The organism is Promicromonospora sp. MEB111, assembly GCF_030209445.1.
Lineage (GTDB): Bacteria > Actinomycetota > Actinomycetes > Actinomycetales > Cellulomonadaceae > Promicromonospora.
In genome coordinates, this window is record NZ_JARVSD010000003.1 from 337,730 (window position 1) to 352,976 (window position 15,247).

Here is a 15,247-nt window from a genome sequence, read left to right on the forward strand (position 1 = left end):
TCTTGCGGCAAGCACCGCGGTAGGCACGGGTGCCGCACAGACGACGGCGACGGAGCGATCCGGAGCGGGGCCGGCCGTCGTGGCCGACTGCCCCCAGCAGGTCGACACCCTCGACGAGGCGACCAAGGTCGCCGTCGAGTGCGGCGGTGAGACCCGGGTGGGCGAGACGCTGTCGGAGTTCACGACGGGCGTCGTGACGGCGTCGGGCAACCTGCGGATGGACTACTCGGCCGGCGCGGTCCGCCAGGACGGCGACGGCGACGGTCGATGGGCTCCGGTCGACGTGCAGATCCAGGACGTGCTGGAGAGCGCCGGCGAGCTCGCGGGGATGATCCCGGTGACGGGCGGGGTGGAACCGGTCTGGCTGAACCCTGGTGGCCCGGCGGGTGCCGGTCTGCCGCTGGTCACGCTCGGTGCGCCCGGCGAGCGGGTGAGCATGTTCTCCGCGTCGCTCCCGGCGTCGGACGCCACGGCCGGTGTGGTCGACCAGGCCGCTCGCAGCGTCACGTACTCCTTCGGCCAGGGCGTCGACCTGATCGTGTCGGTCAACGAGGACGGCACCACCGCGACGCCGGTCGTGCGGGTCGCCGACCGTAGCGCGCTCGACCACCTCCGGGAGGATCTCCTCGGTGGGGCGGCCGACCTGGAGCTCGACTTCACCCTCCAGACCGCCGACGGTCTCGACCTGCGCCGAGCCGCGGACGGTCCCGGGTTCGAGGTCGTCGAGCCGAGCGGCGTGACCGTGTGGGAGTCGGGCCCCGCGCTCATGTGGGACTCGGCCGGGTCGACGGCCTGGGACGAGCCGGCACTCGGCACGACGGACCGCGCAGCCGCGTTCTCCGCCGAGACCCTGGACGTCTCCGGGTCGGAGAAGGGCGATACGCGCCTGGAGAACCCCGTGGCCGGGGACACGGTGGCGACCATGGGCGTCGACGTACAGGAGACACAGCAGGGCGGACACGTGACCGTGACACCGGACGCGGAGATGCTCGCCGACCCGGACCTCGAGATGCCGCTGCTGCTCGACCCGAAGATCGGGTCCCCGAGCCCGGCAGGGTGGGCCATGGTGCAGAACTACTCGGCCTGGAAGAACACCCCCCACTGGCGGTTCTCGGGGGACGAGGGTGTTGGCCTGTGTGACCCGGCAGCGAACACCTCGTGCACGCAGCGCAACGTCCAGCGGCTCCTGTGGCGGTTCAGCAACCTGCGGTACGGCACCGACGGGGTAACGCTCGCCGAGCTGACCGGGACCGACGTCGTCCGGGCGGAGTTCGCCGTCTCCGGTACGCACAGCTTCGACTGCAACGCCCGGTCCGTCGACGTCTACGGCATCGCGGAGAACATCAACTCGTCCACCGTCTGGGACGACATCGGTTGGAACGCGGTGCAGGACCGGTGGACCGGTACGCACCGGGACGGCTGCGCGAGCCGGACGACCCGCGCCGAGTTCGACGTCACGCCGCGCGTCCGGACGGCGGCGAACCGGGACGAGTCCTGGATCACCGTCGGCATGCGTGCCGTCTCGGAGACGTCGATGAGCTGGTGGAAGCGTTATACCGGCTCCTCGGGCACGCTGTCGATCCTGTTCGACCGTCCGCCGCTGCCCCCGACCCAGAACCAGACGCAGATCGTGCCTGCGGACGGGGCCGCCCCTCTCGCCTGCACGGACCTGGCGAACCGGGTGGTGGTGCGCGACGCCACTCCCCAGATCAGCGCCAGTGCTTCGGAGCCGGACGGCACCACCGGGGTCAAGATCCGGTTCCGGGTGGAGTCGCAGGACACCGGTGCGCCGATCTGGGACTCGGAGTGGTCCGCCCCGGCGGGAGCGAGCACGGTGCGCTCTGCCACCGTGCCGGGCAGCGCCGGTCTGGAGTCCGGCAAGACGTATCGCTGGCGGGTCCAGGTGGCCTCCACCGACACGGTCTCGGACCACACGGCGACGACGGAGTGGAGCGCCTCGCCCCTGTGCTTCTTCACGGTGGACACGTCCGACCCGAACCCACCCGTGGTGACCAGCTCGAACTACCCCGAGGGGCAGGTCGCCGGAAGCGTGGGCGTCGCCCTGGGGGCGACGTTCTCGCCGAACGGATCGACCGACGTGGTCCGGTACTGGTACTCCCTGAACACGCAGACGTTCGAGAACCAGCTGACGCCGTCGTCCCCGGGCAGCCCGGGGACGATCGGGATACCGATCACCAGGCCTGGTCTGAACTACGTCGCCGTCTACTCGGAAGACGCCGCCGGCCTGGTCTCCGACCCGACCGTCTACGAGTTCTACGTGGGCTTCGGGTCCACCACCGCGCACTGGCAGTTCAACGACTCCGGCTGGTCCGAGGGGACATCGTCGGTGACCGCGGCGAACGGTGACGGGGCGTCGACGGCCGGACCGCTGACCGCCACCGGCGGGGTCACCTGGACCCGGGGCACCGAGCCGCAGGGCCTGTGGCCGCCTGACCCGTCGGGCAACCCGGACGGCCGGGTGCCGGACGGCGCCTGGTTGTTCAACCCCGACCCGACCACCAGCGACGACGTCGCCACGTCGGTGACTCCCGTGGTCAACGGCACCGAGTCGTTCACCGTCTCCGCGTTCCTGCGCGCCGACTCGGTCGCGGAGTCCGGCGTGGCGGTCACCCAGGTACCGTCGTCGGCCGAGACCGTGGACGGGGACTACCGCTCCAGCTTCCACCTCGGGTTCACCACGAGCCAGAGCTGTCCGACCGACGCCGATCCGGCGAACGTGGGGAACGTGGCGCCGTGCTGGGCGTTCTGGCAGGCGCGGGACAACGACCCCCACTCGCCGAACGTGATCTCCCGGACCCCGGTCCCGGCGGTGGTCGGGCAGTGGACGCACGTGGTCGGCGTGTACGACGCCACCGACAAGTCGCTGCAGGCCTGGGCCTGCCCGATGTTCGCCTTCCCGACGGAGCGTCCCCAGGCCGGCGACGTCGCCGCGTTCGAGACCGATGAGGACGGGGACGGTGTGATCGGGGTGGGCGAGACGTGGAACCCCTGGAGCGTGGCGGGCCATCTGCGCCTCGGGTCCGGGATGAGCGACGGCAACCCCGTCCTGCCCTTCCACGGGGCCGTGGACGAGGTGCGCGTCGCCGCGGGGCACGTCTACGACGAGGACACGCTGTCGAACATCTGCACCGGGGCCGACGTCCCGTGACGAGCGCGGCAGGAACGGACAGGTCCGGTACTCAGGAAGCGAGCCGGCGAGGGGGCCGAGCAGTGGGGGACAGCGTGCGGGATCGTGGAGCGAGACGACGGCGTCAGGGTTCGGGGCGTGGTGCGGCAGTGGTGGCCGGCGCCCTGGTGCTGGTCCTGGCGGGTCCTGTGGTGGCCCCCGCGGTCGCGGCGGGCATCGACGCGGCCGAGCGGCAGAGCATGACGCTCGACGAGGCGCGGGACTACACCGACTCGCTCGGGTTCGAGGCTCCGGAGGTGGATCTCGTCGAGTCGACCGAGCTGACGTCCGACGACGCCCGGGCGGCCGGTCCCGCGGAACGGGATTCGATGCCGAGCGCCGAGCCGACGACGGTGGTCGTTCCCGACGGCGGTGCGGTCACCCTCGACCTGCCTGCCACCGAACCCGGCGCGGACGTGAGCTCGAAGGCACGCCGTCAGGCCGACGGCGTGCACGGCCTCGCCGGTGGCCTCGGCGTGGAGCTCCGCCCCGCGGGCCTGCGGCCGGCGGCCGGGCCGGTGGAGGTGGAGCACCTGACCCGATCCGCCGCCGAGTCGCTGGGCATCGCCGGCCCGGTGGTCGCCCTCCGGGCCGTGGACGCCGTGGGCGCCGCGACGGTCGAACCGACCTCGGGCGGCCAGGTGCGCGTGGGGTTGGACGTGTCCTACCTCGCGGGTGCGGGTGCCGACCTCGTGCACCGGTTGCGGCTGGTCCGGCTGCCGGAGTGCGCGGTGACCTCGCCGGAGATCGCCGGCTGCCGGGAGGCGACCCCGGTGTCCGGTGCGCGTCTTGATCCCCGGACCCTCGAGCTGATCGGTGAGGTCGAGGTTCCCGCGCGGTCCGCACGCGCGGCCGACGACCTGCTGGTCCTCGCCGTCACGGCCGGGACGGCCGGCTCCGCCGGTGACTGGGGTGCGACGTCGTTGTCGCCGTCGGCGTCCTGGAACGTGTCCACCCAGAGCGGGGCGTTCTCCTGGCCCTACCCGATGCGTACGCCGCCGGTCCCCGGCGGGCTGGCGCCGGAGCTGTCTCTGTCGTACTCCTCCGCGAGCCTGGACGGGCGGGTCGTCTCCGCGAACTCCCAGGCGTCGCAGGTCGGTGACGGGTGGGAGGCCAACCTCTCGGGGTACGTGGAGCGCAAGTACGTGCCGTGCTCCGAGGACCAGGCCGCGGTCAAGGAGCAGGCGCCGAACAACGCCACCCGCGACACCGGCGACCTGTGCTGGAAGTCGAACAACGCGACCCTCGTGTTCAACGGGTCCTCGACCGAGCTGGTCCGGGAGGGCAGCACGAACACGTGGCGCCCCGAGAACGACGACAACACGAAGGTGGTTCGCGCGACGGGCGGCTCGGGCGGGGGCCAGGACGGCGAGCACTGGGTGGTGACCACCGACGACGGCACGAAGTACACGTTCGGCGGCGGGCTCACGAGCACCGGCGTCGCGTCCCTGTCCGTCCAGTATGTGCGCGTGTACGGCAACCACCCGGGCGAGCCGTGCCACGCCACGGCGTTCGCCGACTCGTCGTGCGCGCAGATGCCGTACCGGTGGAACCTCGACCAGGTCGAGGACACGTCGGGGAACACGATCTCGTACACCTACGAGCGCGAGACCAACCGGTACGGGCACAACCTGAACTCCCACGGTTCCACCACCGAGTACGTGTCGGGGGCCCGGCTGGCGGCGGCGACCTACGGCACGCGCGCCGGCGCCACGACCGCGGCGCCCGCGGAGATCTCCTTCGGCTACGCCGAGCGCTGCGTCCCGACGGCGGACTTCGACTGCGCGGCGAGCAAGCTGAACGCGGCCAACAGCAGCCACTGGCCCGACGTCCCGCAGGACTTGATCTGCACGTCCGGCACCACGTGCCCCCAGACCTCGCCGGCGTTCTACGACCGCAAGCGTCTGACGGACGTCACGACCAACATCCGCGACGGCGGCACGCTCGTGCCGGTGGACAGGTGGAGCCTCACGCAGACCTACCCGGACGTGGGGGACGGGCAGAGCCCGGCCCTGTGGCTGGAGTCGATCCGGCACACGGGCCTCGGCGGGGCTGCGGCCGACGTGGCGCTTCCGGACGTCCGGTTCCACGGCGCGCAGAAGGACAACCGGGTCGACACCACGGGTGACCTGGGCCCGGCCATGACCCGGTACCGGCTGGACGAGATCCGGACCGAGGCCGGCGGGCTCACCACCATCGCGTACTCGGGGCGGGAGTGCTCGACGTCGAACCTGCCGGACAGCCCGCAGAGCAACTCGATGCGGTGCCAGCCGGTGTGGTGGACCCCCGAGGGCGCGGCCGAGCAGGTGATGGAGTACTTCCACCACTACCGCGTGGAGTCGGTGACCCAGGACGGGCGGGTCGCGGGGACGGTGCCCGTGGACACCACGTACGAGTACACCGGCGGGCCGGAGTGGCACTACGCCGACAGCGAGCTGATCAAGCCGAAGTACCGCACCTGGGGTGAGCTGCGCGGCTACTCGCGGGTGGACGTGTACACCGGTGCCCCCGGGGAGGAGGACGCGCCGCAGCTGCACACGGCGTACCGGTACTTCCGCGGCATGCACGGCGACCGGAACGGCGCGGGCGGCACCACGACCGATCAGGTGGACGGCATCGACGACCTGGACCAGTACGCCGGGATGGTGCGCGAGGAGATCACCTACGACGGGTCCGACGTGGTCGAACGAACCCTCAGCACACCCTGGCGGTCGGCGGCGACGGCCACCGACCCTGACGACACGTCGAAGAAGGCCTTCCACACCGAGATCGCGCGGGCCGAGACAGTCACCCCGCTGGCCGCCGGCGGGGAGCGGACCACGTTGACGGAGACGACGTTCGACTCCTACGGGATGCCGGAGACCGTCTCCGAGCACGGCAGCACCGGTGCGACCGGGGACGAGCTCTGTACCCGGACCACCTACGCGCGCAACACGACCGCGAACATCCTTAACACCGCCCAGCGCGTCGAGACGGTGGGCGTGCGGTGCGACCAGACCGCGACGCGGCCGCAGGACGTCGTCTCGGACGTGCGGTACGCCTACGACACGGGTGCGGTGGGCGCGACACCCTCCCGCGGCCTGGTCACCCTGACGCAGGAGGCCGACCGGTACGCGTCGGGCGCGCCGGTCTACGTCGACACCTCGAAGGCCCAGTACAACAGCTACGGGCAGCCCACGTCGGCGACCGACGCCCTGGGCAACGTGACGGCCACCGACTACGACAACACCGGCGGCCTGACCCGGTCGACCACGTCGACCTCGCCCGACCCGGACGGGACCGGGCCGTTGACGTCGCACGTGACGACCACCGTCGTCGACCCACTGTGGGGAGCACCGACGCGGGCGACGGACCCGAACGGGAAGGTCACGCAGGGGCGGTACGACGCGCTCGGCCGGCTGACCGCCGTGTGGGAGCCTGGGCGGGTGCCCGACCAGCATGACCCCACCTCGAAATTCACCTACCAGGTGACCGACACCGGGTTGAACACCGTGCTGACCGAGACCCTCAACTGGGACGCCTCGGGCTACGTCGCGTCGTCGGACGTGTACGACGGGCTGCTGCGCGAGCGTCAGACGCAGGCCCCCTCGGCGAGTGCGACGGTGCTCGGCCGGGTCGTGAACGACACCCTGTACGACTCGCGCGGCCTGACCACCGTGACGCGGGACGGCTGGTCGACCACCGGGGCGGCGTCGGCCTCCCTGGTCGTGTCCGCGAAGGCCGTGGACGCCCGCACCGTGACCGCGTTCGACGGCGCGGGCCGGCCGGTCTCGGAGACGTTCCAGTCGGGTGAGGGCGACCAGTCGGACGGCGAGACGGCCTACCTGGACGTCTGGACGACCACCACGTCGTACGGTGGTGACCGGGTCACCGTGGACCCGCCGCAGGGCGGTATCCCGACCACCACCGTCATGGACTCGCGGGGCCGGACGTCCGAGCTGTGGCAGTACGAGGGGGCGTCGCCGTCAGGCACGCACCACGTGACCACGTACGAGTACGACGACGCCGACCGGCTGATCGGCATGGCGGACCCCGCGGGCAACGAGTGGTCGTACGGGTACGACCTGCGCGGTCGGCAGACCAGCGCGTCGGACCCGGACAAGGGCGACGGCTCCATGACCTACGACGCCGCGGGGCGGGTCCTGACCACCACGGACGCCCGTGGGGAGGTCCTCGGCTACACGTACGACAACCTGGGCCGGAAGACCAGCCTGCGAGCGGGTGGCACGAGCGGCACGGTCCGGGCGTCGTGGTCGTACGACAAGCTCACGAGCGGCACGGTGGTGAAGGGCCAGCAGACGGCGGCCACCCGGCACCACGACGGCGTGCAGCTCACCACGACCGTCGACGGGTTCACCGACCGGTACCAGCCCACGGCCACCACGGTCTCGATCCCCCAGTCGGCCTCGACGCCTGCCGGGCTGGCAGGGCAGTACACCTACCGGTACACCTACACGAAGGACGGCCGGGTCAGGACGCAGAGCGTGCCCGGTGCCGGGCCGATCACGGCGGAAGGCCTGACCACCCAGTACTCCGCCACGAATGCGGCGGACGGCCTGACCGGGGGATTCGGCTGGGGCAACTACGTGGTGCGGGCCGACTACCTTCCCACGGGCGAGGTGTCGTACCTGCGGACCGGCAACACGAAGACCTACCAGGAGACCTCCGCCTACGACCGCGGCACCCGACGGCTCGAGAGCGTGACGACGATGCAGCAGGTGGGCACGGCGGAGGACCCGCTCAACGAGCTGCGCCATGCCGCGTACACCTACGACGACGCCGGCAACGTCCTGTCCGTGGCGGACACCCCTGATCCGGCTCTGGGCGGCCAGCTGTCCGACCAGCAGTGCTTCACCTACGACTGGGCACGCCGGCTCACGGGTGCGTGGACACCCGCGAGCGGTGACTGCGCCACGGCACCGTCCGTCGCCGGGCTCGGCGGGGCGGACCCGTACTGGAAGTCGTACGCCTACGACGCCGTGGGGAACCGCACGTCCAGCACGCTGCACCAGTCGACGGCGGACGGTGGCAACGTCACCTCCGGCTACACGCGGCCCGACGCAGGAGCCGCGCGGCCGCACGCCGTCTCCTCGGTGACGGCGAAGGGGGCGGCCGGCGCCGTCCTGGGTACCAGCACGTTCTCGTACGACGACGCCGGCAACCTGACGGGGCGCGCCGTCGCGGGGCAGGAGGCCCAGGAGCTGTCCTGGGACACGGAGGGCGAGCTCGAGTCCGTGGCCGAGGACACGGACGGCGACGGCTCGGTCTCCGAGGCGGAGCAGGCCGCGGCGGACGAGTACGTGTACACGGCCGACGGCGACCGCCTGATCCGCGAGCAGGACGGCGACACCACGCTGTACCTGCCGGGACAGGAGATCACGCTGGACGGGCAGACCGGCCAGGTGCGGGCCAACCGGTACTACTCGTTCGCGGGTCGAACCGTGGCGGTCCGGGACGGCTCCGCGTTCGCCGACGTCTCCAGCGTCTTCTCCGACCACCACAACACGGCGACCCTCCAGATCGCGAACACGACCAACCAGGTCACGCGCCGGTACACCGACCCGTTCGGTGCGTCACGGGACAGCGCGGCGGGTCTGCCGGATCCCACCGCGGGCGGTAGCGCCGACTGGGTGGGGGACCACGGGTTCCTCGACAAACCGTCCGACACGACGGGGCTGACAGCGGTCGGGGCACGGCTGTACGACCCGGTGCTGGGGTCGTTCATCTCGGTGGACCCGGTCATGGACCTCTCCGACCCGCAGCAGTGGAACGCGTACGCCTACGCGAACAACAACCCGCTGACGTGGTCGGACCCGACCGGGCTGCTGCTCGGGCCGCTCATCGACGGTGCGTACACGGCGCCCACGCGGGGGAAGCCCGGATCGGGTGGTTGGCAGGTCGCTCCGAACCGCACCGGGTACACCGGGCGGTGGAACAACGGAGGCTCGTACCGGGGGCCGAACTCGATCGGGGACCGGCCCGTCTACAACGGAAAGGGCGGCTACGCGCCCGGGGCGAAGGCCCGCATCGCGGCCGCTGCGGCGGCGCATCGGCGGCTGGAGCAGCGCCGGCTGCAGCAGCGCAAGGCCCAGGAAAGAGCGGCGGCGCAGGCGCGTGAGGCGCAGACCCAGAAGCGGGAGCAGAAGAACAGTTGGCTCAAGGGCGTCGGGAACTGGGCCATGGACGCGGCGGACAAGGCATGGGACGCCTCTGGTGAAGCGGCGGAATATATGACGGAGAGCAAGGTCGGAAAATCGATTGAGTTTGCCTGCGGATTCGCCTTCGGTGCTGCGGGTACGCTTTGCGGCGCCGTCTACACTGCGGCCTATGCTCGTCAGGGGAAATGGGACAAGATGGCGGTGTCGGCAGCGGGGATGATCGGCGGCGGTGCGGCAGGAAAGGTTGTGGCGAAGAGCGTGGTCAAGCGGTTCGCGAGCGATCTGCCAGCCAACCCGGCGCTGAGTGTGGCACGGTCCATCGATCCCGTGGGCGACGCTCTTGGAGTGACCGATGTCAGACGTCTTTATGGCACGAGCTACGTGACGTCAAACCTGGCCGGAATTGCCACTTCAGGGGTAATCAGTAGTGGTGGAAACAGTCTGATTGGCGAGAAATAGCAATGTACGTGCTGCGATCCAAGAAATCAGAACTCTGGAGGCCTGTTTACGTCGCCGGGATTCTCGCGTCCGTTGCATTTCTGGGTCTGCTGGCGGCCAGGCTGGTGGACTCTTCCGCGACGCTCAGTGTCGCAGTGACGATTGCGGTTTTCGTGCTTCTTGTTGGCTTGGTGCGGGTGCTGAACTGGTGGTTCACTGCTGGTCGAACAAGGGTCTCGGTGAGTCGGGAAGCACTGCTGGTCCGCGGACGTCTTCGTACCGTTCGGCTTCAGCCCCAGGACGTCGCATCCGCGTACATCCTGCCGGGGGAATGGAGGCCGGAGTGGTCGCGCTGGGCAGTGCATCCGAGGGTTGTCCTCGAACTGCGCGACGGTCGACAGATCTCGCGACAAGTTCTCCTGGACTCGAACGGCGTGCTGCGCGAGGGGCCGAAACTCCACTCGGCCGTCGTGGAGGCTGCAGGTCAGAGCAACCAGGACCATGGCATGACAGGCTGACGAGCGACATGGGATGCCGAGATCCCGGAGTAGGGCGGGCGGGCCGACGGCGCGACCGCCTCGTGAAAATTGTCACTAACGCCCCGGGCGTGAGGTTTTCAGGTGGTTCGGACCCCCGCCGCGGATAGGCTGCCGACCATGGAGTTCCTCTACAACGTCTTCGTGTTCCTGCACTTCGCGAGCTGGGCGCTCGTCTTCGGCGGCTCGATCGCGTCGCTGCGGACCAAGGCTCTCTACAAGGGTGTCTCGCACGGTGCCATGGGGGCCGTCGTCGCGGGCGTCATCATGGTCGGCATCGCCGAGATGGGCGGCCTCTGGGACGACGGTGGCCCGTCGATGGCGAAGATCGGCGTCAAGCTCGTGATCGCACTCGCCGTCGCCGTGCTGGCCGTGATCGCGGTGCGCAAGGGCGAGAACGTGTCGCAGGGCCTCAAGGGCTCCGTGCTCGGCCTCACCCTGGTGAACATCGGGGTCGCGGTCTTCTGGAACTGACACCGGGCGCGCACCGGGCAGGACGGCGTCGCTAGCGCGTCGCCACCCAGTCCCGGTGCGCTGCCAGGCTGCGGTCGAACAGTCCCCGCAGGGCGTCGTCGTTGATGCCCCGCAGCGTGATGCCCAGCGTCCGCAGGCCGTCGCGCCAGTCGTCGTACGTCGTGAGCTCGACCTGCTCGGCGCGTGACCCGGTCCGCGTGAACTGGCAGCCGCGCAGCGTCTCCGCGGCGTCGGGCAGACGGCGTTGCACCACCAGCTTGCGGGCGTACGCCCCGCCGTCCGGCGCGGTCAGCCGGCGGTGGGCGGCGTCGGCCTGCTCGGGCGTGAGCGCCTCGTCGAAGAGGTCGACGGCGCCGAAGCTGCCCTGGGCGTCGTGGTGGAACGTCCAGCCGTCGTCGCGCACGTCGAGCCGGTAGGTGAACGGGCCCTGCCGGTACTCGCCCGCGGCCAGCGGCAACGGTTCGTGCAGGCCGTCGCCGCAGCCGACGTCGGGCCACCAGACGCCGGCCGGGTTCTCGTCGGTCGGCAGGCCGCGCACCGACAGCGCCAGGTGGCCGACGTGCAGGTCCCGGCGTTCGGCCTCGTCGTCCCAGTTGTGCCCCCACGCGGGGACGACGTCGTAGCCGAGCGCCCGCAGCGCCGTCGTCATGACGCCGTTGTGGTGGAAGCAGTAGCCCGCGTTGCCGCCCGTGGCCACGCGCGCCAGGGTCGCGGCGGCGCCGATCGCGGGCGGGTCGCCGAGCATGGTGTGCAGGTTCTCGTACGGGATGCGCTCCGCGTGCCGCCGGTGGATCTCGAACAGCGTCCCGACCGTCGCCGGGGGCCGCGCCTCCAGGCCCAGCCGGGCCAGGTAGCCGGCCGCCTCGTGCTCCATGGCGAGCAGGATATCCATCCGGGCTCGGTGTCCGATTTGCACCAGCAGGCTAGTGTGCGGCCGTGGACGTTTGGGCAGAGGTACTCGTCGGTGTCGCAATCCTGGTCGGGCTGATCGGCATCGTCGTCCAGGTGTTGCCCGGCGCCGTGCTCGTGCTGGGCGGCATCCTCGTGTGGGCCATCTTCACCGGCGGCGTCGAGGCGTGGGTCGTGTTCGGCATCGCCGCCGTCGCCATCGCCGTCGCCGAGGTGTTCCAGTGGATCCTGGCCGGCAAGCACATGCGCAAGGCCGAGGTACCGGTGCTGACGCTCGCCGTGGGCGGCATCGCGGGCATCATCGGCTTCTTCGTGGTGCCGGTGATCGGCCTGTTCCTGTTCTTCGTCGCCGCGATCTTCCTGCTGGAGTGGGCGCGCCGCAAGGACGTGTCGGCCGCGTGGGGCGCCACCAAGGCCGCCGTCCAGGCCACGCTGATCACGATCGGCGTCCAGCTCGTGGGCTCACTGATCGCGACGGGCGCGTGGGTGGTCGGCCTCTTCATCACGGGCTGACGCCGCAGCCGGGGCGGCCGCACCGGGGTGAGCGTCGGGCCGGGCGAACGTCGGGCCGAGCCGCGAAGGTGCGCTTCTACCCAGCCATTGGGCCCGAAAACAGCGTGTTTTCGGGCCCAATGGCTGGGTAGAAGCGCACTTCGTGCCGGGGGCGCGCGGGTGGGCGACGCCGCGGCCGGGGGTGGGTCGACGGCGTCAGGCGCCCGGCGTCGGGAGGTCGAAGACCAGCAGGGTGCTCGACGCCGTGGCCACCACCGCACCCGTCGCGTCCCGCACCACGCCCTCGGTGAAGCCCACGCGGGAGCCGGCCTTGACGACCGTGCCCTCGGCGGTGAGCGGCCCGCCGCCGCCGCGCACGGCCTTGACGTAGCTCACCTTGATCTCGATCGAGGTGTAGCCCTTGCCCTGCGGCAGCACCGACTGGATGGCGCAGCCGCACACCGTGTCGAGCAGCGTGCAGAGCACGCCGCCGTGGATCGTGCCGATCGGGTTGTAGCCGGACTCGTCCGGTGTGCACCGGAAGGTCACGCGCCCCTCCTCGACCTCGTCGATGTCCAGGCCGAAGTGGGAGGCGATCGGCGGCGGCGGGATGAGGCCGTCGCGCATCCGGCGCAGGAACTCGACGCCGGACGTCAGCGGTGCCTGTGCCGCGGTCCGGAGGGGGTCGTACCAGGTCAGGTCGCGGCTGCGGGGTTCGCCCCAGGCCTCGTGCGCGGTCGCGGCCTCGTGAGCGCCCGGCGCATCGGTCTGCTGTGTTTCGGACATGCTCGCAAGGGTAGTGTCCGGCTCATGCAGGCAGCCGACCTCCCCCTGATCCGCACCGTCTCCCGGCCCGCCGTCCACCCGGACGGTACGTGGGCCGTCGTGTCGGTGACCCGCCCCGACCTGGAGGCGGACGCCGTCGTCGGGCAGCTCTGGCGGGTGCCGCTGGCCCCGGCCGCCGGCGCCGGTGCCGAGCCCAGCCGCCTCACCCGCGGCTTCCGCGACACGGAGCCGCGCTTCTCGCCCGACGGCGCCCTGGTCGCCTTCCTGCGCGCGCAGCCGCAGGGCGCCCCGCAGCTCTGGGTGCTCCCGGTCGGGGGCGGAGAGGCCGTGCAGGTCACGGACCGCACGCTCGGCGTGAGCGGGTTCCGCTGGTCGCCCGACGGGAGGCGCCTCGCGTTCCTGAGCCGCGAGCCCGAGCCGGGCCGCTACGGCTCGGTCGAGGGCATCGCGCCGGGGGCCGAGGGACCGCGCCGCATCACGGAGTGGAGCTGGACGCGCAACGGCCTGGGTTACCACCGCGACCGCCCGCAGCACGTGTACCTCGTCGACGTGCCCGACGTCGACGCCGAGCCCGTGGTCCAGCCCGTCGCGACCCCGCAGGGCCCGGCCGAACCACGGCCCACCGTGCCGGAACCCCGGAGGGTGACCACGGACGACGTCGACCACAGCGGGATCGCCTTCACGCCCGACGGCGGCTCGATCGCGGTGCTCGCCGAGCGTGAGCAGGGCGCGGGCCAGGTGGGCCGCAGCATCCTGCGCGTGCTGCCGTTGGCGGCCGGGGCCGCGGGCGGCGGCTCCGAGGTCGAGCTCGGGACCCTCGGTCCCCAGGCGGTCGCGTTCGGCCCGGGCGGTGAGCTGTACGTGCTCGCCCAGGACCACGGCCCCGAGGGCAAGGACTTCGTGGCCCGCAACGCCGCCCTGTACGTGCTGTCCGCGTGGGCCGACCCGGAGCCCCGCCGGCTCACCGACCCGGAGACGCAGGAGCTGGGTCACGAGCCGGTGCCGCTGGCCGACGGCGGCGTGCTGCTCGTGCTCGCGTCCCGGGGCACCCAGCAGGTGGTCCGCATCGCCGACGACGGCACCACAACCCAGCTGACCAGCGGCGACGTGCTCGTCTCCGACATCGGCGTCGGGGGCGGGACGCTCGCCGTCGCCTACGGTGACGCGGGCACCTACGGCGAGGTGGGCGTCGTCGTGGACGGCGAGATCCGCCCCCGCACGGACTTCTCCGCGCCGCTGCGCGCGGCCGGCGTCGTGACCCCCACCGAGCTGACCGTGACCGGGCGCGACGGGTATCCCGTGCACGGCTGGGTCGCGGTGCCCGAGGGGACGGGCACCCACCCGACCCTGCTGATGATCCACGGTGGTCCCTACGCGTCCTACGACGTGCGGCTGTTCGACGAGACGCAGGTGCTGGTCGACGCCGGGTACGCCGTCGTCTACTGCAACCCGCGCGGCTCGGCGGGCTACGGGCAGGCGCACGGACGCACGATCAAGCAGGCGATGGGCACCGTGGACCTGCACGACGTGCTGGACTTCCTGGACGGCGCGGTCGCTGCGGACGGGCGGCTGGACGGGTCCCGCGTGGGCGTGCTCGGCGGTTCGTACGGCGGGTACCTCACGGCCTGGACCATCGCCCACGACCACCGGTTCGCGGGCGCGGTCGTGGAGCGCGGGTTCCTCGACCCCGACGTGTTCTTCGGCACCAGCGACATCGGCTCGTTCTTCGGCCTGGAGTACGTGGGCGAGAAGCCCGAGCAGGTGGCCGCGCAGTCGCCGCAGGCCGTCGCCGGGCAGGTGGCGACGCCCACGCTCGTGCTGCACTCCGAGCTGGACCTGCGCTGTCCGCTGTCGCAGGCGGAGCGCTACTACTCGACGCTCAAGGGCAACGGCGTGGAGACGGAGCTGGTGGTCTTCCCGGGCGAGAACCACGAGCTGTCCCGCTCCGGGCGCCCGCGCCACAGGCAGCAGCGGTTCGAGATCATCCTCGACTGGTGGAGGCGGTACCTGCCCGTCGCCTGACGTGGAGCTGCGGCGGTCGCCCGCGGGCCGCACGTGCGGGGTCCTGGCGCGCCGCGCACACGGGTGCCCGCCACAGAGAGACCTGTGGCGGGCACCCGTGGCCGCGCAGGGGTCACGCTTCCCTGCGGGGCACGATCCGTCGGAGGGCTGCTCCGGCTGCGACGAGCGCGAACGACGCCAGTCCGAGCCACAGCAGATGCTCGGGGCCTGTGGCGGCAAGGGCTGCCGCACCGCCGCCTCCAATT

General features: G+C 71.6%; 8 protein-coding genes. 6 read left to right on the forward strand and 2 right to left on the reverse strand.

From position 1 onward, the window contains the following. Positions 1-79 precede the first annotated feature (79 nt). From QRN56_RS03395 to QRN56_RS03410, 4 genes are all read left to right on the forward strand, one after another. Complete coding sequence (locus QRN56_RS03395) at positions 80-3,169, forward strand: LamG domain-containing protein (protein WP_285101144.1); 3,090 nt, start codon at positions 80-82, stop codon at positions 3,167-3,169. A 131-nt stretch (positions 3,170-3,300) separates the two neighbouring features. After that, positions 3,301-9,804, forward strand: coding sequence for an RHS repeat-associated core domain-containing protein (locus QRN56_RS03400; protein WP_285101145.1), 6,504 nt, complete (start codon positions 3,301-3,303; stop codon positions 9,802-9,804). A 2-nt stretch (positions 9,805-9,806) separates the two neighbouring features. Next, complete coding sequence (locus QRN56_RS03405; RefSeq protein ID WP_285101146.1) at positions 9,807-10,301, forward strand: hypothetical protein; 495 nt, start codon at positions 9,807-9,809, stop codon at positions 10,299-10,301. 138 nt (positions 10,302-10,439) lie between these two features. Next, positions 10,440-10,793, forward strand: coding sequence for a hypothetical protein (locus tag QRN56_RS03410; protein WP_285101147.1), 354 nt, complete (start codon positions 10,440-10,442; stop codon positions 10,791-10,793). Positions 10,794-10,824: 31 nt separating this feature from the next. Here QRN56_RS03410 and QRN56_RS03415 read toward each other — a convergent pair whose 3' ends face one another. Beyond that, entirely contained in the window at positions 10,825-11,685 is an 861-nt protein-coding gene (locus QRN56_RS03415; RefSeq protein ID WP_285101149.1) for an arylamine N-acetyltransferase family protein, read from the reverse strand. Positions 11,686-11,729: 44 nt separating this feature from the next. Here QRN56_RS03415 and QRN56_RS03420 point away from each other — a divergent pair, with 44 nt between their 5' ends. After that, positions 11,730-12,215 carry a DUF456 domain-containing protein gene (locus tag QRN56_RS03420; RefSeq protein ID WP_285101150.1) on the forward strand — a complete coding sequence of 162 codons (486 nt, stop codon included), beginning with the start codon at positions 11,730-11,732 and terminating at the stop codon, positions 12,213-12,215. 195 nt (positions 12,216-12,410) lie between these two features. Here the strand turns inward: QRN56_RS03420 and QRN56_RS03425 are convergent, their stop codons facing one another. Continuing rightward, positions 12,411-12,980, reverse strand: coding sequence for a PaaI family thioesterase (locus QRN56_RS03425; RefSeq protein WP_285101151.1), 570 nt, complete (start codon positions 12,978-12,980; stop codon positions 12,411-12,413). A 24-nt stretch (positions 12,981-13,004) separates the two neighbouring features. Between QRN56_RS03425 and QRN56_RS03430 the strand changes: the two genes are divergently transcribed. Beyond that, positions 13,005-15,002, forward strand: a complete 1,998-nt coding sequence (locus QRN56_RS03430; RefSeq protein ID WP_285101152.1) for a S9 family peptidase — start codon at positions 13,005-13,007, stop codon at positions 15,000-15,002. Positions 15,003-15,247 lie beyond the last annotated feature (245 nt).

What these genes read in the sequence shown, in the direction of transcription:
- QRN56_RS03405 (WP_285101146.1), top strand. Translation starts at nt 9,807, where the DNA reads ATGTACGTGCTGCGATCCAAGAAATCAGAACTCTGGAGGCCTGTTTAC.
- QRN56_RS03410 (WP_285101147.1), top strand. Translation starts at nt 10,440, where the DNA reads ATGGAGTTCCTCTACAACGTCTTCGTGTTCCTGCACTTCGCGAGCTGG.
- QRN56_RS03415 (WP_285101149.1), bottom strand. Translation starts at nt 11,685, where the DNA reads ATGGATATCCTGCTCGCCATGGAGCACGAGGCGGCCGGCTACCTGGCC.
- QRN56_RS03425 (WP_285101151.1), bottom strand. Translation starts at nt 12,980, where the DNA reads ATGTCCGAAACACAGCAGACCGATGCGCCGGGCGCTCACGAGGCCGCG.
- QRN56_RS03430 (WP_285101152.1), top strand. Translation starts at nt 13,005, where the DNA reads ATGCAGGCAGCCGACCTCCCCCTGATCCGCACCGTCTCCCGGCCCGCC.